The following is a 25272-nucleotide window of genomic DNA, read 5'->3' on the forward strand; positions in this document are numbered from 1 at the left end:
TCACTCCCTTTTTTGTTGTTTGAGCGATCTGGTTTTAACGCATGATCTCGTCGGATCTTGCGTCATCTGATCACGGATGGCCCCTGGTCCGGTAGCGCGACGTCGACGACGCGGAATTGCACCCGCTCGGCACCCTGGTAGCGATCGACCGAGAGCGAGCCCGCGACATGCAGTTGCTGGCCGCGATTGGCGAGCAGCGCGTTGCCGAGCTTCTGGCCGATCGAACGGAACGCGATGCCGTTGACGATGGCGCCGTCGCCCGACTTGAAGCGCAGCCGCAGATGCGCCTGGCCGACCTCGTCGGCAAAGACGAGCTGATGTGCCGGCAGCGCCAGCACGGGTTCTGGATTGCCGCTGCCGAAGGGACCGGCGCGGTTGAGCGTCGCCGCAAGCTCGGTCGTCACGGCGCGCGCGGAGACGGCACCGTCGATATAGAGCTCGTTGACGTGCCGCGCCTCGGCGACGTCCTGCGCCAGCGCGTTCTCGAGATAGGCGCGAAATTCGGCGAGCTTCTCCTTCCGCAGCGTCACGCCCGCGGCCATCGCGTGGCCGCCGCCCTTGAGCAGGATGCCGTCGGCCACCGCCTGCCTTACCGCCTTGCCGAGATCGACCCCGGCGATCGAGCGGCCCGAGCCGGTGCCGATGCCACCGGGCTCCAAGGCAATGGCGAAGGCCGGCCGCGCAAACTTCTCCTTCAGGCGGGAGGCGACGAGGCCGACGACGCCGGGGTGCCAGCCTTCGGAGGCCGTGACGATCACGCCGAGCTTGTCCTCCAACCCGATCGAGGCCAGCGCCTCGGCTTCGGCTTGCGCTTCGGCCGCCTGCTCGATGACGCGGCGCTCGCTGTTGAGGCGGTCGAGCTCGGCGGCGATCCGCGCGGCCTCGACGCTGTCGCCTTCGAGCAGCAGCCGCACGCCGAGATCGGCGCGGCCGATCCGGCCGCCGGCGTTGACGCGCGGCCCCAGCATGAAGCCGAGATGCCAGGCCTCCGGCGGCCCGTTCAGCCGCGCCACGTCCATCAGCGCGGTATGGCCGACATGGTCGCGCCGGCGCATCGCGATCAGGCCCTTGGCGACGAAGGCCCGGTTGAGGCCGATCAGCGGCGCCACATCCGCAACCGTGCCGAGCGCGACGTGATGCAGCATGCCGAGCAGATCCGGCTCGGGCATCTCCGCGCTCCAGAAACCGCGCTGGCGCAGTTCGCGATTGACTGCGACCAGCGTCACCAGCACGAGGCCGACGGCGGCGAGATGGCCGAGCCCTGAGAGATCGTCGAGCCGGTTCGGGTTGACCAGCGCGTCGACCTCCGGCAGCTCCGTGCCGGCCTGGTGATGGTCGATCACGACCACGGACATGCCGAGGCGCTTGGCTTCGGCGAGCGGCTCGATGCTGGTGGTGCCGCAATCGACGGTCACGAGCAGCGTGGCGCCCTTCGCCGCCAGCCCGCGCACGGCCTCGACGTTGGGGCCGTAGCCCTCGAAGATGCGATCGGGAATGTGGATCAGCGGATCGAGGCCGCAATGGCGCAGATGCCAGGCGAGCAGCGCCGCCGAGGTTGCGCCGTCGACATCGTAATCGCCGAAGATCGCGACCGTTTCGCCCTTCGCTGCGGCATCCGCGATCCGCTTGGCGGCTGCCTCCATCTCCGTCACCGTGAACGGGTCCGGCATGAGCTTGCGGATGGTCGGATCGAGGAAGTCAGCGACGGCATCGATATCGACTCCGCGGCCCGCCAGCACCCGGGCCAGCAGCTCCGGCAATTGATGCTGCTGCACGATGGCGAGGGCCTTGGCCGCCCCGCGCGCATCCAGCCGGTCGCGCCAGAGCTTGTCGGTGAGCGAGCGCGCCACGCCCAGGAACGCCTGCGGCGCTTCGACGGGTAAGGCAGTGGCGGGCGGCGTCATGAGTCGCAGTCGGTTTGAGGAACCTGCAGCCGACGATGTCGCGTCGGTCCGGCTTGCAGGACGATTGACCCGGAATCCCCAGGGATTTGCAATCTCCGCGGCGCACAAAGCGGTGGATTGCCGTTTTGCTGCGCTGACTGACTATCATTTGAGCAGTCCGCAAAACAGCAAATTAAGCAGGCGTTAGGCGGAATCTTCGAAAAAGACTTGTATTCGATCTGTAATTTCTAGTTCCGGGTTCGTTGCAGATCAGACCTCATTGCCAAGGGAAATCCCCCGATGTCTGCTGCGCTGGGTCTGAAAGCCAAGCCGATCGCCGCCGAACCCGCTGACGATGATTCCGACATCTCCGCGCTGATCAACCGCCTCACCGCGGAGGTCAACCAGATCGCGGTCGACAAGACCAAATCGATCCAGCAGATCACCAACCAGATGAAGATGCTGGCGCTGAACGCGCTGATCGAGAGCTCGCGCGCCGGCGCGCAAGGCGCAGGCTTTGCCGTGGTGGCGCAGGAGGTACGCGGCGTCGGCCAGCAGGTCGAGACCATCGCACGCGAGCTCGAGACACAGCTGACGAAACGGACGGGCGACCTCGTCTCCTCGATCGAGCGGATGAGCCAGCGATCGCGCGGCGAGCGCATGATGGATCTGTCGCTGAACGCCATCGAGCTGATCGACCGCAACCTCTATGAACGCACCTGCGACGTGCGCTGGTGGGCGACCGATTCCGCCGTGGTCGATTGCGCGGCCTCCCCCGGCGCTGCAGCCGTCTCGCATGCCTCGCAGCGCCTCGGCGTGATCCTCGGGGCCTACACGGTTTATCTCGATCTCTGGCTCTGCGACCTCGACGGCAACGTCATCGCCAACGGCCGGGCGGACCGCTTCCGCGTCGTCGGCCAGAACGTCGCCCACACCAAATGGTTTCGCGAGGCGCGAACCTTGCGCTCCGGTGACGACTACGTTGCCGGCGACGTCGAGAACCAGCCGCTGCTCGGCAACGCGCAGGTGGCGACCTATTGCGCCAGCGTCCGCGCCGGCGGCCAGGCCAATGGCGCCCCGATCGGCGTGCTCGCCATCCATTTCGACTGGGAGCCGCAGGCCCGCGCCATCGTCCAGGGCGTCCGCGTCGGCGACAGCGACAAGGCCCGCGTGCTGCTGGTCGATTCGAATCTGCGCGTCATCGCGGCGTCCGACGGACAGGGCATCCTCAGCGAGCGCATCTCGATCTCGCTGAACGGTCAGCGCTCCGGCGTCTATCACGACCGCGGCGGCTCGCTGGTCGCTTTCCATGCGACGCCGGGCTACGAGACCTATCGGGGGCTCGGCTGGTACGGTGTGATCATCTGCGGGGCCTGAGGCGCCGCTCGATTCAAAACGCGAAAACAACCCCATGCACAGTAGGCTGGGGGTTGTTTTCGTTGGTGTTTTCCGCTGGCCAAAATGCCTCACAAGAGCGCTTTGACGCGTCGGGCAAAACAGCGGCGTTAAGACAACGGCGTTTATGGCATCGGGCATGACCATTCCCGCAACGCCATCGCGAGGCAGGCCGCTTCCAGGCAAAAGCTCGCCTTATTGCTCGGATAGGCTGTGCGCAGCATCACGCTGATCGACGGACCGTGAGTGCTCACGTCGTCCTATGCCCTGGAGATCTTTCATGAAGATTGTCGTGATCGGTGGATCCGGATTGATCGGATCCAAGCTCGTGGCGAAGCTCAAGCAGCAAGGCCACGAGGCCGTGGCGGCCTCACCGAAATCAGGCGTGAATGCCGTGACCGGCGAAGGCCTCGCTGCGGCATTGGCGGGCGCGGATGTCGTCGTCGACGTCGCCAACGCGCCGTCCTGGGAGCCCGCCGCCGTGCTCGAATTCTTCGAGCGTTCAAGCAAAAATCTCGTTGCGACGGAGGCTGCCGCGGCCGTGAAGCATCACGTGGCCCTGTCGATCGTCGGAACCGAGCGGTCGCCCGACAACGCCTATTTCCGGGCCAAGCTCGCCCAGGAGACGATCATCAAGTCGGCCCGGGTCCCCTACTCGATCGTGCGCGCCACCCAGTTCTTCGAATTTCTCGGCGCCATTGCCGAAATGGGTGCAACTGACGGCAAGATCGTCGTTCCCTCGGCATTGTTTCAACCGATCGCCGCGGACGACGTCGCAGCTCGCCTCGCGGAGGTCGCAACGGACAAGCCGCTCAACGGCACGATCGACATCGCAGGGCCCGAGAAGGCCCCCTTCAATGAATTCATCGCGCGCCGCCTGAAGGCGTCCGGCGACCCCCGGACAGTGATCGGAGACCCGAAGGCGCCCTATTACGGCGGCCCTATCGACGATACATCGCTGAACCCGCTCGGCGAGGCCCGGCTGGGGAAGACGCCGCTGGCGGCGTGGCTCGCGAGCCTCTGACAGCCCTGCTGTCGTTCAACCCCGGCGCTTTCCAGCCGTTGCCATCTCAGCCGCGAGCAGCACCGCGGCACGGCTGGCGCCGATCGAAGCAATGCCCTGCCCGGCGATGTCGTAGGCGGTGCCGTGCGCGGGCGTGCAGATCGGGAATGGAAAGCCGCCGAGCAACGTCACGCCGCGATCGAAACCCATCAGCTTCATCGCGATCTGGCCCTGGTCGTGATACATCGTCAACACCGCATCGAAGGCGCCGGCCTTGGCACGCAGAAACACCGTGTCGGCGGGGAACGGTCCCTCCGCGGCAATGCCCTCGGCCTGCCCGGCTGCGACGACGGGCGCGATGACGTCGATCTCCTCGCGGCCGAAATTGCCGCCGTCGCCGGCGTGAGGATTGAGGCCGGCGACCGCGATCCGCGGCCGCGCGAAGCCGGCGTTGCGCATGCAGGCATCGGTCAGCTTGAGCGCACGATGGATGCGCTCGCTGGACAGCTTTGCAGCGACGTCCCTCAGCGGGATATGGGAGGTGACCCGCGCGTTCCAGAGCCGATCGAGCACATTGAATTCGCTTGCGGGAGTCTCGAGGCCGACCACCTCCGCGGAGAATGCGATCTCGTCGTCGTACTCGGCGCGCGCCAGCCGCATCGCCTGCTTGTTGAAGGGAGTGAAGCAGACCGCGTCGACGCGGCCGTCCCGGCCGAGCTCGAGCGCGTGCTTGTAGTTGGTCAGTGCGAATTTGCCGCCGGCAAGAGTGGCAGTCTTCGGCTCGACCTCGCGGGGAGCGAGATGGCCGAGATCGACGAACAGCGCTTCGCCCTCTGCCGCGTGAAGATCGGCGTCCGGCTCCACCGTCGACAGCGCCGGCTTGACGCCGGCAATGCGCGCGCCCTCGTCGAAGATGCGGCGGTCGCCGATGACGACGAGCCGGCTTTGGGCGCGGATGTCGTCCTGCGCCACCAGCCTGGCCGTCAGCTCGGGGCTGATGCCGGCGGGATCTCCCATGGCCAGCGCAATCAGCGGCTTTGCGGTCATATGATCACTTTCTCCTGGCTCGTCGCCTCAGTGGCGGGGGATGCGGGTTTGCGCCAAAGGCGCGCCAGCTGCAGCACGAGCGGCAGCAGCAGAAGCGCGATGCCGGCCACGATCAGGCATGTCACCAGCTTGTTGGCAAAGAAGATGCCGAGGGATCCCTTGGACATCAGCATCGACTGCCGGAACGCGTCCTCGGCCTTGTCGCCGATGACGATGGCGAGCACGAGCGGTGCCAGCGGATAGAACAGCTTCTTGAAGAGATAGCCGACGATTCCGAAGCCCAGCATCATCACGACGTCGAGATAGGAGTTCGACACCGAATAGGCGCCGACGACGCAGATGATCACGATCAGCGGTGCGATCACCACGAAGGGAATCCGCATCAAGGCGGCGAACACCGGAACGGTGAGCAGCACCAGCGCGACGGCGACGATGTTGCCGACATACATCGAGGCGATCAGGCCCCAGACGAAATCCTTCTGGTCGACGAACAGCATCGGCCCGGGATTGAGGCCCCAGATCATCAGGCCGCCCATCATGACCGCCGCGGTCGCCGAGCCGGGAATGCCGAGCGAGAGCATCGGCAGCAGCGCGCTGGTGCCGGCGGCATGATCGGCGGTCTCCGGCGAGATGATGCCTTCGACCTCTCCGGTGCCGAAATAGCGGCCGCGGCGCGAGAAGCGGCGGGCGATGCCGTAGCTCATGAACGATGCCGCGGTCGGGCCGCCCGGCGTGATCCCCATCCAGCAGCCGATCGCGGCGCTGCGCAACAGCGCTACGCTGTGGCGCGGCAGCCGGCCGACCGCGCGGAACACTTCGCGCCAATCGATCTTCGAGGAGACGGCGCGGGCATGAAACTCTTCCTCGACCGCGACCAGGAGTTCGCCGATGCCGAACAGGCCCATCACCGCGACGACGAAGCTGACGCCCTTGACCAGCTCGTCGACGCCCATGGTGAGCCGCACGCTGCCGGACACCGTATCGATGCCGATCGCGGCGATGGCAAAGCCGATCGCGAGCGCCACGACCGTCTTGACCGGCGCGGCGCCGCCCATGCCGACGAAGCTGGCAAAGGCCAGGAAATAGACCGCGAAATATTCGGCCGGGCCGAAGGCGAGCGCGACCTGCGCCACCCAGGACGCAAGGAAGGTGATCAGGACGACGCCGATCAGGGCGCCGAACGCGGCCGAGCCGAAGGCGGTCGCGAGCGCCGTGGTCGGCCGGCCGTCCCGCGCCATCGGATAACCGTCGAAGGTGGTCGCGACCGACGACGGCTCGCCCGGAATGTTGAACAGGATCGAGGTCACGGAGCCGCCGAACAGCGCGCCCCAATACATACTCGAGAGCAGGATGATCGCCGACACCGGCTGCATGCCGAAGGTCAGCGGCAACAGTAGTGACACGCCGTTCGGCGCGCCCAGGCCCGGCAGCACGCCGACGAGAATGCCGAGTAGCACGCCGACGACCATCAGCACCAGATGCGGCACGGTGACCGCGATGCTGAAGCCGTGCAGGAGCTCCGCGAGATTATCCATCGACTTCTCCGTCAGAGCCCGAACGCGGCGGCGAGCGCACCGTGCGGCAGGCTGACCTGGAACATGCGCTCGAACACGACATAGAGCGCGAGCGCCGTTGCCCCCGCCATGGCGAGCGCACGCGGCACGGATTGGTGGCGCGGGATGGCCAGCACCGTGAAGACGTAGAGCGCGGAGGCGACGTACATCCCGGCGAGCGGAATCGCGGCGACGAAGATCGCGGCCGGCACGAACAGGCCGGCAAGCCGGCGCAACTCGACCGGCGTGATGGCGATCGGAACATTGGCCAGGGATGCCACCGGCAGCACGCCCCGTGCCAGATTGTAGAGGCTGCCGAGCACGATGATGATGCCCGTCAGGAACGGGAATGTCCCGGCATCGACGCCCGCGCTCGACCAGCCGATGCCGTTGTCGAGGCTTTGGATCACGACAGCGACACCAAAGCCGCCGGTGAGGACGGCAGTCGCAAGTTCAAGCGCGCGGCGGGAGATCATGGAGGACTCCGTTTCGGCGGCGTATTGTGTGGCCGAGTGTGACCCAAGCAGTTTCCCAGCGCTTGGTGTCGTCCCTGCCAAGTGCGCAATTGCGCACTTGGCAGGGACGACAGCGGAGGTGTTGGGCAAGCCCGGCGCATATCCAAGCGGGCGCGTCTCACTTCACCAGCCAGCCCTGCTCGCCCGCGACCTGCTTGACGTGCTCGAGGTCCTCCTTAATGAACTTGTCGAACTCGGCGCCGGTCAGGAACGTGTCCACCTGGGAGGTCTTCTCGATGTAATCCTTCCACTCCGGCGTCGCCTGCACCTTCTTCATGAGGTCGACATAGAACGCGGCCTGGTCCGGCGTGACCTTGCCGGGCAGCCATACGGTGCGCGGCTGCTCATATTGCTTGATGTCGAGGCCCTGCTCGACGCAGGTGGGAACGTCGCCCCAGCCTTCGGTTGCCGTGATCTTAGCGCCCTGCGGCAGCCGCTTCGGGCTGAAAACGCAGAGCGGACGCTGCGTGCCGCCGCGCCATTGCCCGAGGCTCTCGCTGGGATTGTTGACGTGGGAGTCGAGATGTCCGCCAGCGAGCTGCACGGCGGTCTCGGCGCCGCTCTTGAAGGGGATGTAGGTCAGCTTGACCTTGCCGGCCTTCTCGATCATGCGCGTCAAGACCTCATCGGTGTCCTTGGACTGCGCGCCGCCCATCTTGAATTCGCCGGATGCGGCGGCTTTCAAATAATCGCCCGCATTCTTGAATGGCGCGTCCTGCTTGACCCAGAGTAAAAACTCGTCCTGCGCCATCGCCGCGATCGGGGTGAGATCGGTGTAATTGAAGGCGACCTTGGAGACGAGCGGCTGCTGCCAGGCATTCGAGGTGCCGAAGATCACCTTGTAGGGATCGCCGGCCGACGCCTTGCCGTAGACATAGCCTTCGGCGCCACTGCCGCCGCCCTTGTTGACGACGACAATCGGCTGCTCCGTCAGCTTGTGCTTGGTGATGATGTTCTGCACTGCGCGGGCGAGATTGTCGGTGCCGCCGCCGGGGCCGGCGGTCGCCACGAACTCGATCGGCTTTTGCGGTTGCCAGGCACTAAGCGCGGGCATGGTGCCGGCGAGCACTGTTAAGGCTGCGGAGAGCAGAAATATTGACGTCCGACCCATGATTTCCTCCAGCTGATTTTTGTCTTTTGTATTTTTTGTCTTTGGCCTTGTCGTATTCACGTCCAATCAGGCGACGCGTTCCGCCCGTCTTCCCGAGGCCAGCACGATTGCGCCTTCTTTTGCGAGCGCTTCGATCTGCTCGTGGTCGAACCCGTGCTCGGCCAGCACGTCTTTCGTGTGCTCACCATAGACCGGTGCGCCTGACAGCACTTTGCCTGGGGTCTCCGAAAACTTCACGGGCAGCCCGATCGTCTTCACGGGACCGAGCGTGGAATGCTCGACCTCGACCACCATCTCGCGCGCCAGCGTCTGGGGATCACTGAGCGCCTCCAGCATGTCGTGCACGGGGCCGCACGGCACGCCCTTCTCGTCCAGAGCGGCAAGCCAGTGCGCCCGCGTTCGAGTGCGGAAGCGCTCGCTGAGGACCGCCTCGAGCTCCTTGAGATTGGCCATGCGGTCGGCGCCGTTGACGAAGCGCGGATCGGCGGCGAGTTCGCTCGCACCGAGCGCCTCCAGCATCAACAGCCAGTGCTTCTTGTTGGCGCCGCCGACCACGAGCCAGCCGTCCGAGGCCTCGAACGCCTGATACGGCGCGTTGAGCGGATGCGCCGAGCCCATCGCGCGCGGCGCGGTGCCTGCGGCGAGCGCGATGGTCGACTGCCAATAGGTCTGCACCAGCGCGGCCTCGTAGAGCGAGGTCTCGACCCACTGCCCCTCCCCGGTCTTGAGACGGTGCGTGTAGGCCGCCAGAATGCCCATGCTCGCGAGCAGGCCGGCGGTGATGTCGGACAGCGGCGGGCCGCATTTCACGGGCGGACCGTCGGGGCGTTCGCCCGTAAAGCTCATGATGCCGCTCATGGCCTGCGCGACGAGATCGAAGCCGCGGCGGTGCTTGTAGGGACCGGTGCGGCCGAAGCCCGACAGCGAGCAATAGATCAGCGATGGATATTGCTTGTGAAGCTCCTCATAACCGAAGCCGAGGCGCTCCATGGCGCCGGGCGCGAAATTCTCGACCAGCACGTCGGCATTCGCGATCAGCCGGCGCAGCACCTGTTTGCCGCCCTCGGTCTTGAGGTCCAGCACGATGCCGCGCTTGTTGCGGTTCATCATCAGGAAGGAGGCCGCCTCATCGCCGATCTTCGGCGGCACGGAGTGGCGGGTATCATCGCCGTTCGGCGATTTCTCGATCTTGATGACGTCGGCGCCCATGTCGGCGAGCATCAGGGTGCAGGTCGGCCCCGCCATGACATGGGTGAGATCGACGACCTTGAGACCGGCAAGCGGTCCTGAACGGCGGGAGGTAGATTGCGAACCTGGCATCGGGGCGTCCTATTCGCCGCGCCATTGCGGCGCGCGCTTGTTGAGGAAAGCATCGAGCCCTTCGCGAAAATCCTGGCTCGTGTAGCACATCAGGATGAGATCTCCGCCCTCGTCCCGGGTCAGCCGCCTCTGCAGGCGGGCGACCGCCTGCTTGGTCGCATTGAGCGTCAGCGGCGCATGACTGGCGACCAGCCGGGCGACCTCATCAGCCCGCTTGTCCAGCGCGGCAAGATCCGCGACGACCTCGCCGAGCAGCCCGACGGTTGCGGCTTCCGCGGCATCGACCAGGCGCGCGGTGAAGATCAGGTCCTTGACGCGCGCGGCGCCTATCAGCGCGGTGAGACGGCTGACATTGGACATCGACAGGCAATTGCCGAGCGTCCGGGCGATCGGAAATCCGATCTTCGCGCTTGCCGTGCCGATGCGCAGGTCGCAGGCCGCGGCAATGCCCGCACCGCCTCCAGTGCAGAAGCCGTTGATTGCCGCGATGGTCGGCACGCGGCACGCTTCCAGCGTGGTCAGCACCCGATCGATGCGGTTCTCGTAGTCGATCGCGTCCTGCGGCGTCTTGAACTCGCGGAACTGGTTGATGTCGGTGCCCGAGGCAAACGCCTTGTCGCCGGCCCCGCGCAGCACCAGCACCTTGATCGAGGGGTCGCCGTTCGCCTGCTCGCAGATCGCGGCGAGCCGTTCATACATGGCGAAGGTGAAGGCGTTACGAGCCTGCGGGCGGTTAAAGGTGATCCGCCCGATGCCGTCATTGCATTCAAAAACGAGGTCGTCCGCCTCCGCAGCCCGGTTCATTTCCTCATGTCCTCTTGTTTTTTACATTTTTGAATGCAAAATCTGCGATAAGCAAGCTGGAACTTGCAGATTCCGATCAGTTTCTGCATTTTTGAATTCAAAGGGAGCGCAGGTGCCATGCTTCATGAAGACGTGGTCGGACGCATCCGCGCCATCCTGCTCGACGGCGAAATCCCGCCGGGCGCCCGGATTCCCGAGCGCGAGCTGTGTGAGCGGCTCGGGATCTCGCGCACACCGCTGCGCGAGGCGCTCAAGGTGCTCGCCGCCGAAGGCCTCGTGCAGCTCTTGCCGCATCGCGGCTCGCGCGCGGCAAAGCTGACCGACAAGGACATGCGCGACCTGTTCGAGGTCTGCCAGGGCCTCGAGGCCCTCGCCGGCGAGCTCGCCTGCGAGCGCATCACCGATGCCGAGATCGACGCGATCGCCGCCGCGCATGCACAGATGGTGCAGCATTATCGCGACGGCGATTTGATCCAGTACTACCGCGGCAACCGCGCCATTCACGAAGGCATCGTCAGCGCAGCCGGAAACCCCGTGCTCGCGGGGCTTTACACATCCGTGACTGCGCGCATCCGCCGCGCGCGTTATGTCACGCCGATGACGCCGCAGCGCTGGGCCCTCGCCGTGAAGGAGCATGAGGCCATCCTGAACGCCTTGCAGAGGCGCGACGGCGCCGGCCTCTCCCATATCCTGCGTGCGCATCTGCGTCACAAGCGCGAAGAGGTGCTGCAGGCGGGCTTTGCCGAGACGGAAGCAAGCGAACTCGCGCTGAGAATTGCGTAAGGCGCAATTCTTGTTGTCCTGGATCGCGGACAGCGCGTCCACACGCGGCCTTCCCGCTCCGACGCCCGTTCCCGCTCCGCGCGAATTGGCGCACTAATTCCACTTGCTAGCTTGTCGCCCCCGGCGCAGCATACTTTTCTGCCGGCCCGCGGCCACGTCGCCGCTCAGGCCGGCCCCAACGCGCGAACAATCGCGCAAGACAAAAGACAAAAGCGGAGGAAACGCATGACAATCGATGTCTCACGTCGATCCCTACTTGCACTTGGAGCCAGCCTTGGAGCCGGCCTTGGTGCCAGCGCGATGCTCGGCAGCAGCGCGTTGGCGAAGGCTCCCAAGCTCGGCACCCAGACGCCGTACTGGCACCGCTTCGTTCTCGGCGATGCCGAAGTGACCGTCGTGTCCGACGGACCGCTGCCGCTCGGCGATCCCTCCGGGACCTTCACCGGCGTTCCCAAGGAAGAGGTCAAGAAGATGCTGGCGGACAATTTCCTGTCGCCGGACAACGTCGTGCTCGAACAGAACTCGCCGATCGTGAACACCGGCGACAAGCTCATCCTGTTCGACACCGGCATGGGCTCATCGAAGATGTTCGGCGCCAGCACCGGCCGGCAGCAGAAGAGCATGATGGAGGCCGGCATCAAGCCTGAGGACATCGATGCCGTGGTCTGCTCGCATGCCCATATCGACCACATCGGCGGCATCGTGGATGCCAACGACAAGCCGCTGTTCCCGAATGCGCAGATCTACATCTCCCAGACCGATTTCGACTTCTGGACCGACGAGGGCAAGCTCGGCAGCCCGGCCAAGGACTTCGTCGTTCACGCCCGCAAGAACCTGCTGCCGGTCCGCGACCGGATCAAGTTCTTCAAGGACGGCGAGGAATTCCTGCCCGGCGTGCAGGCGATCTCGGCGCCCGGCCACACCGTCGGCCACACCATCTTCATGGTGTCGTCGGCCGGCAAGTCCTTCGCTTTCCTCGGCGATCTCTCGCACCATTCCGTGCTGCTGCTGGAACGCCCGCGGATGGAGTTCTCGTACGACACCGATCCGAAGCAGGCGGCGGAGTCGCGGGTCAAACTGCTGACGATGCTGGCGGCCAACAAGACGCCGGTGATGTCCTATCACTTCGCTTGGCCGGGCTACGGCCATGTCGCCAAGGCCGGTGAAGGCTTCCACTATTATCCCGAACCGATGAAGATGGCGTTGTAGCTCGTCACACCAGGTCCGGGCGGCGCGTGCGCTGCCCGGACCCGTCTGATCAAGTCGGACGCAATTTCCGCTTTTCGTAATATCTATAAATCCGATTGTAACCGTCCATATTATTCGTTTGTCAAAACCATTCTCCTGCGTAGCGTAAGCCGCGTGGCATCGCCGGCCGGCCGCAACGGCCGCGTCGGCAGACGCCTCACGCACCAGGAGCGACCATGACCACGACGTCACAGAGCGAAACGTCATTCTCCCAACTGCTGCTCCGTTGGATCGCCTACCGGCTGTTACTGACGATGGCGGCGATCAGGCCGGTTTATCGCGCCGGCGACATCGCCGCCGCCGCCGCGGCGAGCAACAGTCCCTCCGGCGCGTAAAGCCGATCCTCAGCGTCGCTTGCGCCCGCGGTTCAGCGGAGTTTCCGTTGCGCGACCGGCCTGCTCGGCTGCGAGGTCACGCATGGTCGCGATCGCGCTCGAGACGTGGGCGTCCGGCTGGTCGACCGAATAGACGACATAGGCCGGCATCGAAAATTTCGGCGCGCCGCCGACGAGGTGCAGCCGCCGCGCCCTCAGCAGCGGCTCGACGATCCGCTGCGCGAAGTAGCCCGAACCGCCGTTGGCCAGGACATGCTGCAGCCCGAGCCAACCGATATTCGCCGTCAGCGCGGGACCTGCGAAATTCGGGAAGACGGCGCTGTGGCGGGCGTAGAACTCCGGGCCCCAATCGACGTAGACGTAGCCGTCCTCCGGCTCCGGCCCGCTCCTCGGGTTGGTCGAGACGAGCACGAGCTGCTCCTCGAACAGCAGCTCGACCTTGAGGCCGGGGCGACTTTGCGGCGTGTACATGACGCCGATGTCGATACGTCCTTCGACCAGCCCTTGCATCAGCTCCGGCTCGAGCGCGCTTTCGGCGCGGATCGAGATCTGCGGATTGGCCTCCTGCATGCGCGGCACCCAGAGCAGCAGGAATTCCTCCCACAGGCCGATGCGCCCGCCGACCACGAGCGCGCCGCTAAAACCTTTGGGGATTCCGACGTCGTGCCGGGCCTGTTCGACAGTGCGCACCAGCGTGGAGGCGTGCCGCTGAAACTGGCGGCCCGCCGCCGTCAACGCCGCACCGGCCTTGTTGCGAACGAACAGCGTGCAGCCGAGCAGCTCTTCGAGGGAGTGGATGCGCGTGCTGACGGTGGACTGGCTGACGTGAAGCCGCTCGGCGGCCGTGATGAAATTGCCGGTCGCAACCACGGTCAGGAATGTCCGTGCCAGCTCGGTATCCACGACCCCCTCACATCGATCTTTTCGATATGAAAGGCGCTCTCTTCAGCAATGTCAAACGGACGGCCCTGAAAGCTAACAACCGAGCTTGTCGGCGATCCCGCCAAAATCCTTGGCAACGATGTCCCATTTGCCGGTCGCTTCGAAATCGACCTTCTGAAGCGGACCATACTCCGTCGGACGTGCCACGAACGCGGTCTTCAGCCCGTTCTTCTGCGCGGCCGCGAGATCGCCGTTGTGGGCGGCGACCATCATCACCTCCCCCGGCTCGAGGCAAAGCAGACGCGCGGCACCGAGATAGGTCTCGGGATCCGGCTTGTAATGCTCGAACAGCTCGGCCGACATGATGAGGTCCCACGGCAGGCCAGCGAACTTCGCCATGTTGGTGAGCAGCGCAACGTTGCCGTTCGAGAGCGGCGAGATCACGAATTTCGACTTCAGCCGCGTCAGGCCGGCGACGCTGTCCGGCCAGGGATTGAGGCGGTGCCAACCCTTGGTGAGATAGTCGAGATCGGCTTCGGTGAGGCCCTTGATCGCGAACTGCGCGACCAGCTTCTCCAGCGAGCGGCGGTGCAGATCATCGAGCATGACATAGCCGCGCTCGGGATGTTGGCGCACGTCGTCCATCGAGGCCATGTACATGCCGCGCCAGCCGTCGACCAAGGCGGTCCAGTCGGCGCTGATGCCGCGCTGCTTGCTCCACCACATGAAGTCGGTGATCAGGCTGGTGCGCCAGTCCACGACCGTACCGAACACATCGAAGACCAGGGCTTTGACGGCGGAGAGATCGGACATGGCGCTTCCTGATTGTTCTTTTTGTCATTCCGGGGCGATGCGCTGCATCGAACCCGGAATCCATTGAGCGTCAGAGTCTGCCGCCCGATGGATTCCGGGCTCTCCGGACCGCGCCTGGCGCGGTCCCGTCGCCCCGGAATGACGGCAGCTGTTATTGCCTGGCTTAGTCCAGATGGAACTTCGCCAGCTCGCGATGCTCGGCCTTGATGTAGCGCACGGTGCCGGTGACGGAGCGCATCACGACGGTCTCGGTCTCGATCACGCCGTCCTTGCGGAATTTGACGCCGGACAACAGCGACCCCGTGGTGACGCCGGTGGCGGCGAACAGGCAGTCGCCGCGCGCCATGTCCTCGATGCCGTAGATCATCTTGGGATCGTTGACGCCCATCTTGCCGGCACGCTCGATTTTCTCGGCGGAATCGAGGATCAGGCGGCACTGCATCTGGCCGCCGATGCAACGCAGGGCCACGGCGGCGAGCACGCCTTCAGGCGCGCCGCCCGTGCCGAGATACATGTCGACGCCGGTATTGTCAGGATCGGCGCAATGGATCACGCCGGCGACGTCGCCGTCGGTGATCAGGCGCACGGCGGCGCCGGTCGAGCGCACGCTCGTGATGATGTCGGCATGGCGCGGACGGTCGAGCACGAGAACGGTGATGCCCTCCGGCTTGACGCCCTTGGCCTTGGCGAGGCGGCGGACGTTGTCGGCCGGGCTCGCATCCAGATCGACGACGCCCTTGTCGTAGCCGGGGCCGATCGCGAGCTTCTGCATGTAGACGTCGGGCGCGTGCAGCAGCGTGCCGCCGTCGGCCATCGCCATGGTGGCGATCGAGCCCGGCATGTTCTTGGCGCACAGCGTGGTGCCTTCGAGCGGATCGACCGCGATGTCGACTTCGGGACCCGCCTTGAGGCCGACCTGCTCGCCGATGTACAGCATCGGCGCCTCGTCGCGCTCGCCTTCGCCGATCACGATGGTGCCCTGGATCGGCAGCTTGTTGAGCTCGCGCCGCATCGCATCGACGGCGGCCTGGTCGGCCGCCTTCTCGTTGCCGTGCCCGCGCAGCCGCGCCGACGACACCGCCGCCCGCTCTGTCACCCGCACGATCTCCAGCGTCAGGATGCGCTCGAGCAATGCCTGCGGCGGGACTGAAATATGGGTCGACATCGGCTAACTCCTTCAAACGGTTCTGGGCAGACTCTCTCTGCCCGCATCAATTCGCAACGCCCACGATTCGTTCGAACGAACCGCCTCAGTTCTTCTCGATCCGGATCACCTGCGGCCGTCCGCTGATCACCTTGTCCTTCTGCACGGCGGCGAGCGCACGGCGCACGGCGTCCTCATGCGTCGCGTAGGTGATCAGGATGACGGGCACGGGGACCGCCTTGCCGTTCTCGGGCGCAACGCCGCCATTGGGATGACGCTGCACGATCGACTCGATCGAAATCTTCTGTTCTGCGAGCCGCGTCGCGATCGCGGCCGCGGTGCCGGGGAAATCGCGCGCCAGCAGGCGGATGTAATAGCCGCCCTCGTGGCGCTCCATCGGCGCCTTCTTGGTGTCGCGCAATTGGGTAATGGGCCGGCCGAACGGATTGGCGCGGATGCCGCGCGCGACATCGGCGATGTCGGCGACCACGGCGGATGCGGTGGCCGCGCCGCCGGCGCCAGGGCCGACCAGCGTGATCGGCGGAATGCCCTCGCCGTCGATCGTGACCGCATTGGTGACACCCATCACCTGCGCGATCGAGGAGGATTTTGGAACCATGGTCGGATGCACGCGCTGCTCGATGCCCTTGGCGGTGCGCACCGCAACGCCGAGCAGCTTGACGCGATAGCCGAGATCGGACGCCGCGCGCAGATCTTCCGGCGCAATGGATGAGATGCCTTCGACATACACCGCGCTTTGAGCAACTTTCGTGCCGAAGGCGAGGCTGGCGAGGATCGCGAGCTTTTGCGCGGTGTCGTGACCATCGACGTCGAACGACGGGTTGGCCTCGGCATAGCCGAGCCGCTGCGCGTCCTTGAGGCATTCCGCGAAGGACAGGCCCTCCTGCTCCATCCGGGTCAGGATGTAATTGCAGGTGCCGTTGAGGATGCCGTAGACGCGGTTGATGCCGGTGCCGGCAAGCCCCTCGCGCAAGGTCTTGATGACGGGGATCGCGGCGCCGACGGCTGCCTCGAAATTCAGCGCGCCGCCGTGCTTTTCGGCCGACTTGGCGAGCTTGAGGCCGTGCTTGGCCAGCAGCGCCTTGTTGGCGGTGACGACCGATTTGCCGGCGTTGAGGGCAGCCTCCACCGCCGACAGCGCGGGATCGCCGGCGCCGCCCATCAACTCGACGAAGCAGTCGATGCCGGGATGCGTGGCCAGCGCCAGGGGATCCCGGACCCATTCGACGCCGCGCAGATCGACGCCGCGCTTCTTCGCCTTCGAGCGCGCGGTGACGGCGACGACGCGGATGCCGCGGCCGCTGCGGCCGGCGAGCACGCGGGCCTGCGTTTCAATCAAACGGACCACTTCGGCGCCCACGGTGCCGAGCCCCGCTATGCCCACTTTCAGGGGTGCAACCATGATGACTTAGAAAACCTGCCGAAGAGAACTCAACGCCGATTGGCGAGCGGAACGACGTTGTGCAACGTTTCGATGCCGCTTTCAAGGAAGCGTCGCACGCCGCGCGCGGCCTGCCTGATCCGTTGCTCGTTTTCCACCATGGCGATGCGGACATATCCTTCACCATGCTCGCCGAAGCCGACGCCGGGCGAGACCGCGACGCCGGATTTCTCCACCATCAGGGTGGCGAACTGCATGCTGCCGACGCTGCGGAAGGCTTCCGGCAGCGGTACCCAGGCGAACATCGAGGCTTCCGGCGGCGGGATCTCCCAGCCGGCGCGGCCGAACGATTCCACCAGCGCATCGCGGCGCTTGCGATAGGTGTCGCGCATCTCCTTGATGCAATCATCCGGGCCGTTCAGCGCCGCGGTCGCCGCGACCTGCACCGGTGTGAACGCACCGTAGTCCAGATAGGATTTGACGCGGGCGAGCGCGGCGATGACGCGCTCATTGCCGACCGCAAAGCCCATGCGCCAGCCGGCCATCGAATAGGTCTTCGACATCGAGGTGAACTCGACGGCGACGTCCATCGCGCCCGGCACCTGCAGCACCGAGGGCGGCGGATTGTTCTCGTCGAAATAGACCTCGGCATAGGCAAGATCGGACAGGATCAGGATCTCGTGCTTCTTCGCGAAGGCGACGAGGTCCTTGTAGAAGTCGAGGCTCGCGACATAGGCCGTCGGGTTCGACGGATAGCAGACGACGAGCGCGAGCGGCTTCGGGATCGAGTGCACGATCGCCCGCTCCACCGCCTCGAAGAACTGCGGCGTCGGCTCGGAGGGCACCGAGCGGATCACGCCGCCCGCCATCAAAAAGCCGAAGGCGTGAATCGGATAGCTCGGGTTCGGACACAGGATGACGTCGCCGGGCGCCGTGATCGCCTGCGCCACGTTGGCAAAGCCTTCCTTCGAGCCAAGCGTCGCCACGATCTGGGTGTCGGGGTTGAGCTTCACGCCGAAGCGGCGGGCGTAGTAGCCGGCCTGGGCGCGGCGCAGGCCGGGGATGCCGCGGGAGGCCGAGTAGCGGTCGGTGCGCGGCTTGCCCAGCGTCTCCTTCAGCTTCTCCAGCACATGCGCCGGGGCCGGCAGATCCGGGTTGCCCATGCCGAGGTCGATGATGTCGGCGCCGGCATTCCGCGCGGCCGCCTTGGCCCGGTTGACCTGCTCGAACACGTAGGGCGGAAGGCGGCGGATGCGGTAAAATTCTTCCATGGCTCTCTGGGCTCCGGGCAACCGGTCAGGACAGAATCGACGGAACAGGACGGCGACTCGAAAAGGGGTTCCGTCTCGTCGCGAAAATTACTCAAAATCAAATACTTAGAGCAATCATCGACGACGCGGACTGAAGTCGTTCGCCCTGACTGTCGGCTGAACCGGGGTCTTTTAGCACGGCAAGGCGGGGGCGCCAGCGATTACCTTGCAGCGCCTCACTTGGCATCCTTGCTGGCGGCGGCCTGGCGATCGCGCGCAGCGGCGAGCTCGGCCTCGATCTTGGCGCGCTGCTCTGGCGGAATGACAGCTTGACTGCGATCCGGCGGCAGGTCGTGCACCGGCAGATAGTTCCCGGGCTCCTTGGGATGCGCCTGTGCGTCCGCGGGCGTCATATCCGCGAACTGACTCGAACAACCGCCCAGCACAAATGCCACGCTCAGAAGCGCGCCACCGATCAGCAGCGACCTTTGCAGGACCCTCAACGCCAACACTTGGGAAATCCCCTACTCGTCCCAATGCAAGCTGCCGCACACTAACCCGACAACCTGCCCAAGCTCAAACCATTGCTGCCCACAAATGGTACGAGCGAGAAAAACATCAAAGGCCCACGACCGGAGGGTTGCACCGCGATTGTGACAAAACCAAGAAAATTTGTCGCAGTGCAGCACATCTTGGAGCGTGTTTAACGTCAAACATGCGAGCTTCGCGGTGACGAATACGGAATGACTCGTTACTGTTCTGCTCATGAGTATGGCCACGACCGATACGCCCAAACCCGAGACGAAGTTCGATGCGGAAGCCTTCGCGATGAATGTCGCGCGGGCGATGGAGAGCGGCGGCAAGGCGCTCGCGGCCTATCTGAAGCCGCGCGAGAGCGGCGAGGTGCAGGATCGCCCGCCGGCCGAGCTGGCCGAGGTCGTCAGGACCTTCACATCGGTTGCCGAATACTGGTTGTCGGACACGTCCCGCTCGTCCGATCTGCAGACCAAGCTCGCCAAGGATTATCTCGACCTCTGGGGCTCGGCGGTGCGCCGCATGGCCGGCCAGGACGTCCCGCCCGCGATCGCGCCCTCGCCGCGCGACAAGCGTTTTGCCGATCCGGAATGGAAGTCGAACCAGTTCTTCGAATTCGTCATGCAGCTCTATCTGCTCACGACCAAATGGGCGCAGGATCTGGTGCGCGACGCCGAAGGGCTCGATCCGCAGACCCGCCGCAAGGCGGAGTTCTACGTCCAGCAGGTCACCAACGCGCTGTCACCGTCCAACTTCGTGCTGACCAATCCGGAGGTGCTGCGCGAGACCGTGGCGAGCAGCGGCGAGAACCTGGCGCGTGGCCTGCAGATGCTGGCGGAGGACATCGCGGCCGGCAAGGGCATGCTGAAGATCCGCCAGTCCAACCCGGACAACCTCGTCGTCGGCGTCAACATGGCGACGACGCCGGGCAAGGTGATCTATCAGAACGAGATGATGCAGCTGATCCAATATTCGCCGACCACGGAGACGGTGCTGCGCACCCCGCTCCTGATCGTGCCGCCCTGGATCAACAAGTTCTACATCCTCGATCTCAAGCCGGAGAAGTCCTACATCAAGTGGTGCGTCGACCAGGGCATCACCGTGTTCGTGATCTCATGGGTCAATCCCGACAAGCGGCTCGGCAACAAGAGCTGGGAAGACTACATGAAGGAAGGCCCGCTCACGGCGATGGACGTGATCGAGAAGGTCACCGGCGAGATGAAGGTGCACACGGCCGGCTATTGCGTCGGCGGCACCATGCTCGCGACCACGCTGGCCTGGCTCGCCGAGAAGCGCCGCCAGCGCGTCTCGTCGGCGACGTTCTTCGCGGCGCAGGTCGACTTCACCCATGCCGGCGACCTCCTGGTGTTCGTCGACGAGGACCAGATCGCGGCGCTCGAGCAGGACATGAAGGCGGCGGGCGTGCTCGAAGGCTCGAAGATGGCGATGGCCTTCAACATGCTGCGCTCCAACGACCTGATCTGGTCCTACGTCGTCAGCAACTACCTGAAGGGCCAGCAGCCCAGCGCGTTCGACCTGCTGCACTGGAATTCCGACGCAACCCGCATGACCGCGTCAAACCATTCCTATTATTTGCGCAACTGCTATCTGGAGAACCGGCTCTCCACCGGCACGATGGTGCTCGACAACACGCTGCTCGATCTCTCCAAGGTCAAGGTGCCCGTCTACAACCTCGCCACCCGCGAGGATCACATCGCGCCGGCGGAATCGGTGCTGTACGGCTCGCAGTTCTTCGGCGGTCCGGTGAAATATGTGCTGTCGGGCTCGGGCCATATCGCGGGCGTCGTCAACCCGCCGGCCTCGAACAAGTATCAGTACTGGACCAACGACAACATCAAGGACGCCAACGTCGCGCAATGGATGAAGGGCGCCGTCGAGCACAAGGGTTCGTGGTGGCCGGACTGGCGGCAATGGCTCGGCGAGCTCGATCCGGAGCAGGTTCCCGCGCGCGTGCCGGGAAGCGAAGCATTCCCGGCGATCGAGGACGCGCCCGGCAGCTATGTCAGGGTCCGCGCATAGCGGAATCTTCCGCGCTTTTGTATAGACTCACTCTCAACACAGCTGCGACGACAGAGGGGATCGAACCATGACGCGCGAATTGTTCTGGCTGACACTGACGGTGATCCTGACCGGGATCCTCTGGATTCCCTACACCATCAACCGGTGTCAGGTCCGCGGTCTCAGTGGCGCGATGGCCAACCCCTCGCGCGGCGACAAGCCGCAATCGGAATGGGCCAACCGGTTGATGTTCGCGCATGACAACGCGGTCGAGAACCTCGTGCTCTTTGCGCCGCTGGTGCTGATCCTCAACGCGATCGACTATTCCACCAAATGGACCGTGCTGGCTTGCGCCGTCTATTTCTGGTCCCGCGTCGCGCATCTGATCGTCTACGCACTCGGAATCCCGGTATTCCGCACCCTCGCCTTCACCGTCGGCTTCCTCGCCCAGGCCGTGCTGGCGCTGGCGATCTTCAAGGTGCTGTGAGCGCGAGCCGCGCCTCACGTCAGGGGAACAGCGCGATCTGCTCCAGCCCGGCCGTCTCGGGCAACCCGAACATCAGGTTCATGTTCTGGATCGCCTGGCCGGCCGAGCCCTTCACCAGATTGTCGAGCGTGGAGATGACGATTGCCCGGTTCTTGATGCGGTCGGCGACGACACCGATCTGCACATAGTTGGAACCGCGTACATTCTGCGTCTGCGGCAGCACGCCCTTTTTCGCGACATGCACGAAGGGCTCGTTGACATAGGCCTGCTCGAGTGCGGCCCGCAAATCGTCGGGCGTCGCGCCATTGAGTTTTACATAGGACGTGCACAGTTCGCCGCGCGCCATCGGGATCAGATGCGGCGTAAAGTTCACCGTCACCGTCGAGCCGGCGGCAAGGCTGATCTCCTGCTCGATCTCCGGCGCGTGCCTGTGGGTACCGACCGAATAGGGCGAAAGCCCCTCGCCCGCCTCGCTGAACAGCGTGTTCTGTTTCAGCCCGCGTCCGGCACCGGTAACGCCCGATTTCGCGTCGATGACGATGTCGTCGACGTCAATTAGCTTGGCCTTCGCAAGCGGTACCAGCGCGAGCAGCGCCGCCGTCGGATAGCAGCCGGGACAGGCAACCAGCCGCGCCGCCGCGATCTTCTCGCGATAGAATTCGGTAAGACCGTAGACCGCCTCGCCCTGCAGTTCGAGCGCCCGGTGCTCATGGCCGTACCATTGCGCATAGGTGTTCTTGTCCCGCAGCCTGAAATCGGCGGACATGTCGAGGACCTTGATCCCAGGATTCGCCTTGAGGACCGCGGCGATGATTTCCTGCGTGGTCCCGTGGGGCAGTCCGCAGAACACCGCATCGAGCTTGCTCCAATCGACCTTTTCCCATTCCACAAGCTTGGGCAGGTCCAGCATGAAAAAATGCGGAAACACCTCGCTCATGGCTTTGCCGGCATGGGTATTGGCAGTAAGTGCGGTGATCTCGGCATTCGGATGTCGCGCCAACAGGCGCACCGCGTCGGCGCCGGTGTAGCCGGAGGCGCCGAGAATGCCGATCTTCTTCGTGCTCATCACACGCTCCTCTGACATGGATCGGTTACGCCTCTGGCAGGCCCAGCATCAGCCGCATGTTCTGCACGGCTGCGCCGGAAGCTCCCTTGCCGAGATTGTCGAGCCGGGCGACCAGCACCGCCTGGTCATATTTGTCGCTGGCGAAGACGTAGAGTTCGAGCTGATTGGTCTCGTTCAGCGCTTCCGGCTCGAGCCGGCCGCCCTTTGACGCTTCGTTCTGCAGCGGCATCACCGAGACGTATTTCGAACCGGCATAGCGCTTGGCGAGCGCGGCCTGCAGGTCGGCGCCGCCAGGCTTGCCGGGCAGCGTGTCGAGCTGCAGCGGCACCGAGACCAGCATGCCCTGGCGATAGTTGCCGACCGAGGGAATGAAGATCGGCCGCCGCGTCAGGTTCGAATAGAGCTGCATCTCCGGCAGATGCTTGTGCTCGAAGCCGAGACCGTAGAGCTCGAAGGACGGCGCGCTGCCGTCCTCGAAGCTCGCGATCATCGACTTGCCGCCGCCGGAATAGCCGCTCACCGCGTTGACGGTGACGGGGTAATCGGCCGGCAGCAGGCCGGCATCGACGATCGGCCGCAAGAGCGCGATCGCGCCGGTCGGATAGCAGCCGGGGTTGGAGACCTTCTTAGCGGCCTTGATCTTGCCGGCCTGGTCAGCCGTCAGCTCGGGAAAACCATAGGCCCAGTCCGGCGCGACCCGGTAGGCGGTCGAGGCGTCCAGCACCTTCGGCCCCGAGGCGCCCATGCTGTCGATGAGAGCCACCGTCTCCCTCGCGGCATCGTCGGGCAGGCAGAGAATGACGAGGTCCACCTCCGCCATCAGCGCCTTCTTGGCCGCGGGGTCCTTGCGCTTGTCGTCGGCAATGGTCTTCACGACGACGTCGTTCTGGAGCTTCAGCCGCTCGTTGATGCCGAGCCCGGTGGTGCCGGAGCCGCCGTCGACGAAAACGGTGGCCGGCTTCTTGGCCGCGCTTGCGTCCGGGGCTTTGGTGGTGTCAGCGAGGCTCATGATGCGCTTCCTTCGAGCATGTTCGTGTCATCAGCGAAAACCTGCGGCCTTGCCTGCCGCATCAATTGTGAGACTTGCTTCGCGTCGGCATCGCCGGCGCCGAGCGCATTGGCGATCGCCGCATAGTCGGCGTCGGATTTGTGCTGGTTGAGCTTGAAGCTGCCTTCGACCTCTTCAACATTCATGACCAGACCCACGATCGCCTTCTTCATCGCCTCGAGCCGGCCCGCCGTCATCTTGCCCGACGTCCACGGCTTCTTCGGCAGCAGCCAGGTCTCGAACTTCTCGCTGAGCGTGTCGATCTGCACCGACAGCTCGTCATCCGTCAGGAGGCGCACGGGCCCTCTCAGATGCACCGACTGGTAGAGCCAGGTCGGCACCTGGTCCGGCGAGACGTACCAGTCGGGCGATACATAGGCATCGGGACCGTTGACCGCGAGCAGCCAGGACGCATCGCCGCCCGCAAGCTTTAGCAGCGGATTGTGACGGGCGACATGAAACGCGGCCTGCGGCGTGCCGTCGGCAGCGTAGGTCAGATAGAACGGCAAGGGCGAGGCGATCGGCCTCTTGCCGTCAAAGGCGCACATGGTGCCGAAGCCGCGCTCTTCGGCGAATTTCAGGCTCGCAGCGCGGTCCTGCTTGAAAAAGGGTGGCGTGTACATCGTGGTCTCCTGCTGGGCCTCTTTGGGGGGCCGCCGGATCAGATCGCGCTGACAGGAGAGAGAATGCCGCGGATCGGATCCAGCGGCAAAGACGATGATCTCAAACGCGATCGACCGCCCAAACCGCAAGACTGCGGCGGCGGCGACGGGCGAACAGAATGGTCGCGGCGTTGATCATGGCGCGCGGCTATAGAGCGAGATCCGGTTCCCGTCAAGGTTCGGGCGTCAGATCACCCGCCATATCCATTCCATGATCTTGGCGAGCACGTCGCCGAACAGCAGGAGCACGGCGGACCACACCAGTGCCGAGACGAAATTGGCGGCCTGGAAGCTCCAATAGGGCATCTCGAAGATGCCGGCCGCGAGCGGCACCGAGGCGCGCAAGGGGCCGAAGAACCGGCCGATGAAGATGCTGGGGATGCCCCAGCTGCGCACGAAAGCCTCGCCCCGGGGCAGCAGTCCCGGATAGCGCGAGAGCGGCCACATCTCGGCGACCTTCTCCTTATAGCGATAGCCGAACCAGTAAGAGACCCAGTCGCCCAGTGCCGCCCCAAGGCCGCCGGCAATCCAGACCGGATAGAAGCTGATGCCGCTCGCCCCGATCAGCGCCCCGATCGCGACCAGCGCGCCCCAGGCCGGGATCAAGAGCGAGATGAAGGCGAGCGACTCTCCGAAGGCGAGCAGAAATACGATCGGAGCTGCCCAAGCCTGATGAACGCGCACGAAATCGGCCAGGGCGTGCGCATATTGCTCCATCAAAAATAGCCTTCCCGCCCCGTCTCAAGGTGCTGCTCGATGAAAAAGACTGGTAAGCCAAGCACTTGTGTGACATCAAGTCACAAACCTCAGCTCGCCGTAGACCGACGGGTCAAATTGCCGGGAATTGGAGCACCTGCGGCGTAAAATCGCCGGTATTGGTCCGCAACGACACCGCCCGGCCCACCCTGCGATAACCTTTCCCAGACAGAAGTGGCATAGTCCGCCCAATCGATTCGCCGCTCATGCGG

Annotated in this window: 24 protein-coding genes; 7 read left to right on the forward strand and 17 right to left on the reverse strand. The window is 64.8% G+C overall.

The genetic code is table 11. From position 1 onward, the window contains the following. Positions 1-62 precede the first annotated feature (62 nt). Entirely contained in the window at positions 63-1904 is a 1842-nt protein-coding gene (gene recJ / locus RPS27_RS25785; RefSeq protein WP_194402220.1) for a single-stranded-DNA-specific exonuclease RecJ, read from the reverse strand. A gap of 279 nt (positions 1905-2183) precedes the next feature. On the opposite strand from recJ, the gene RPS27_RS25790 reads away from it, so the two are divergent. Both RPS27_RS25790 and RPS27_RS25795 read left to right on the forward strand, forming a co-directional pair. After that, the gene (locus RPS27_RS25790; RefSeq protein ID WP_212066400.1) at positions 2184-3260 is read left to right on the forward strand and encodes a methyl-accepting chemotaxis protein; all 1077 of its coding nucleotides are present in this window, start codon (positions 2184-2186) and stop codon (positions 3258-3260) included. A 298-nt stretch (positions 3261-3558) separates the two neighbouring features. Continuing rightward, positions 3559-4302, forward strand: a complete 744-nt coding sequence (locus RPS27_RS25795; protein WP_212066398.1) for an SDR family oxidoreductase — start codon at positions 3559-3561, stop codon at positions 4300-4302. A gap of 15 nt (positions 4303-4317) precedes the next feature. On the opposite strand, the gene RPS27_RS25800 is transcribed toward RPS27_RS25795, so the two are convergent. From RPS27_RS25800 to RPS27_RS25825, 6 genes are all read right to left on the reverse strand, one after another. Beyond that, positions 4318-5328 (reverse strand): 4-hydroxythreonine-4-phosphate dehydrogenase PdxA, encoded by a 1011-nt coding sequence (locus tag RPS27_RS25800; protein WP_212066396.1) that lies wholly within the window; start codon positions 5326-5328, stop codon positions 4318-4320. Continuing rightward, a complete protein-coding gene (locus RPS27_RS25805; protein WP_194402224.1) occupies positions 5325-6863 on the reverse strand; it encodes a tripartite tricarboxylate transporter permease in 1539 nt (512 codons plus the stop codon). Before RPS27_RS25805 ends, RPS27_RS25800 begins: the two co-directional genes overlap by 4 nt. Before the next feature lie 11 nt (positions 6864-6874). Next, entirely contained in the window at positions 6875-7357 is a 483-nt protein-coding gene (locus RPS27_RS25810; protein WP_212066394.1) for a tripartite tricarboxylate transporter TctB family protein, read from the reverse strand. A 157-nt stretch (positions 7358-7514) separates the two neighbouring features. Next, positions 7515-8507, reverse strand: coding sequence for a tripartite tricarboxylate transporter substrate binding protein (locus RPS27_RS25815; protein WP_212066392.1), 993 nt, complete (start codon positions 8505-8507; stop codon positions 7515-7517). Between the two features lie 66 nt (positions 8508-8573). After that, positions 8574-9827, reverse strand: coding sequence for a CaiB/BaiF CoA transferase family protein (locus tag RPS27_RS25820; RefSeq protein WP_212066390.1), 1254 nt, complete (start codon positions 9825-9827; stop codon positions 8574-8576). A 9-nt stretch (positions 9828-9836) separates the two neighbouring features. After that, a complete protein-coding gene (locus RPS27_RS25825; protein ID WP_313754702.1) occupies positions 9837-10631 on the reverse strand; it encodes an enoyl-CoA hydratase/isomerase family protein in 795 nt (264 codons plus the stop codon). 117 nt (positions 10632-10748) lie between these two features. Here RPS27_RS25825 and RPS27_RS25830 point away from each other — a divergent pair, with 117 nt between their 5' ends. The 3 genes from RPS27_RS25830 to RPS27_RS25840 all read left to right on the forward strand — a co-directional run bounded on the left by RPS27_RS25830 (position 10749) and on the right by RPS27_RS25840 (position 12997). Next, positions 10749-11414, forward strand: coding sequence for a GntR family transcriptional regulator (locus RPS27_RS25830; RefSeq protein ID WP_212066386.1), 666 nt, complete (start codon positions 10749-10751; stop codon positions 11412-11414). Positions 11415-11639: 225 nt separating this feature from the next. Next, a complete protein-coding gene (locus RPS27_RS25835) occupies positions 11640-12623 on the forward strand; it encodes an MBL fold metallo-hydrolase (protein ID WP_212066385.1) in 984 nt (327 codons plus the stop codon). A 215-nt stretch (positions 12624-12838) separates the two neighbouring features. Beyond that, on the forward strand, positions 12839-12997 hold the full coding sequence (locus RPS27_RS25840; protein WP_212066383.1) for a hypothetical protein: 159 nt from the start codon (positions 12839-12841) through the stop codon (positions 12995-12997). Between the two features lie 9 nt (positions 12998-13006). Here RPS27_RS25840 and RPS27_RS25845 read toward each other — a convergent pair whose 3' ends face one another. From RPS27_RS25845 to RPS27_RS25870, 6 genes are all read right to left on the reverse strand, one after another. Further along, positions 13007-13900, reverse strand: coding sequence for a LysR family transcriptional regulator (locus RPS27_RS25845; RefSeq protein WP_212066381.1), 894 nt, complete (start codon positions 13898-13900; stop codon positions 13007-13009). A gap of 72 nt (positions 13901-13972) precedes the next feature. Next, positions 13973-14692, reverse strand: a complete 720-nt coding sequence (locus RPS27_RS25850) for a haloacid dehalogenase type II (protein WP_212066379.1) — start codon at positions 14690-14692, stop codon at positions 13973-13975. A gap of 163 nt (positions 14693-14855) precedes the next feature. Beyond that, positions 14856-15857, reverse strand: coding sequence for a class II fructose-bisphosphatase (gene glpX, locus RPS27_RS25855; RefSeq protein WP_194402234.1), 1002 nt, complete (start codon positions 15855-15857; stop codon positions 14856-14858). A gap of 85 nt (positions 15858-15942) precedes the next feature. Further along, a complete protein-coding gene (locus RPS27_RS25860) occupies positions 15943-17259 on the reverse strand; it encodes a homoserine dehydrogenase (RefSeq protein WP_212066377.1) in 1317 nt (438 codons plus the stop codon). Between the two features lie 29 nt (positions 17260-17288). After that, positions 17289-18509, reverse strand: coding sequence for an LL-diaminopimelate aminotransferase (locus RPS27_RS25865; protein ID WP_194402236.1), 1221 nt, complete (start codon positions 18507-18509; stop codon positions 17289-17291). Between the two features lie 215 nt (positions 18510-18724). Then, the gene (locus RPS27_RS25870) at positions 18725-19000 is read right to left on the reverse strand and encodes a hypothetical protein (protein WP_212066375.1); all 276 of its coding nucleotides are present in this window, start codon (positions 18998-19000) and stop codon (positions 18725-18727) included. Positions 19001-19253: 253 nt separating this feature from the next. On the opposite strand from RPS27_RS25870, the gene RPS27_RS25875 reads away from it, so the two are divergent. After that, positions 19254-21062, forward strand: a complete 1809-nt coding sequence (locus tag RPS27_RS25875; protein WP_212066373.1) for an alpha/beta hydrolase — start codon at positions 19254-19256, stop codon at positions 21060-21062. Between the two features lie 67 nt (positions 21063-21129). Beyond that, a complete protein-coding gene (locus RPS27_RS25880) occupies positions 21130-21528 on the forward strand; it encodes an MAPEG family protein (RefSeq protein ID WP_063194325.1) in 399 nt (132 codons plus the stop codon). A gap of 19 nt (positions 21529-21547) precedes the next feature. Here RPS27_RS25880 and argC (RPS27_RS25885) read toward each other — a convergent pair whose 3' ends face one another. From argC (RPS27_RS25885) to RPS27_RS25900, 4 genes are all read right to left on the reverse strand, one after another. Continuing rightward, the gene (gene argC / locus RPS27_RS25885) at positions 21548-22594 is read right to left on the reverse strand and encodes an N-acetyl-gamma-glutamyl-phosphate reductase (RefSeq protein ID WP_212066371.1); all 1047 of its coding nucleotides are present in this window, start codon (positions 22592-22594) and stop codon (positions 21548-21550) included. A 25-nt stretch (positions 22595-22619) separates the two neighbouring features. Further along, positions 22620-23603, reverse strand: coding sequence for an N-acetyl-gamma-glutamyl-phosphate reductase (gene argC / locus RPS27_RS25890; protein ID WP_212066369.1), 984 nt, complete (start codon positions 23601-23603; stop codon positions 22620-22622). Next, complete coding sequence (locus RPS27_RS25895) at positions 23600-24265, reverse strand: FMN-binding negative transcriptional regulator (protein WP_212066367.1); 666 nt, start codon at positions 24263-24265, stop codon at positions 23600-23602. Before RPS27_RS25895 ends, argC (RPS27_RS25890) begins: the two co-directional genes overlap by 4 nt. Positions 24266-24490: 225 nt before the next feature. After that, positions 24491-25021 carry a DedA family protein gene (locus RPS27_RS25900; RefSeq protein ID WP_194402242.1) on the reverse strand — a complete coding sequence of 177 codons (531 nt, stop codon included), beginning with the start codon at positions 25019-25021 and terminating at the stop codon, positions 24491-24493. Between the last annotated feature and the right edge of the window lie 251 nt (positions 25022-25272).

Source organism: Bradyrhizobium sp. WYCCWR 12699 (assembly GCF_032144035.1).
Taxonomy (GTDB): Bacteria; Pseudomonadota; Alphaproteobacteria; order Rhizobiales; family Xanthobacteraceae; genus Bradyrhizobium.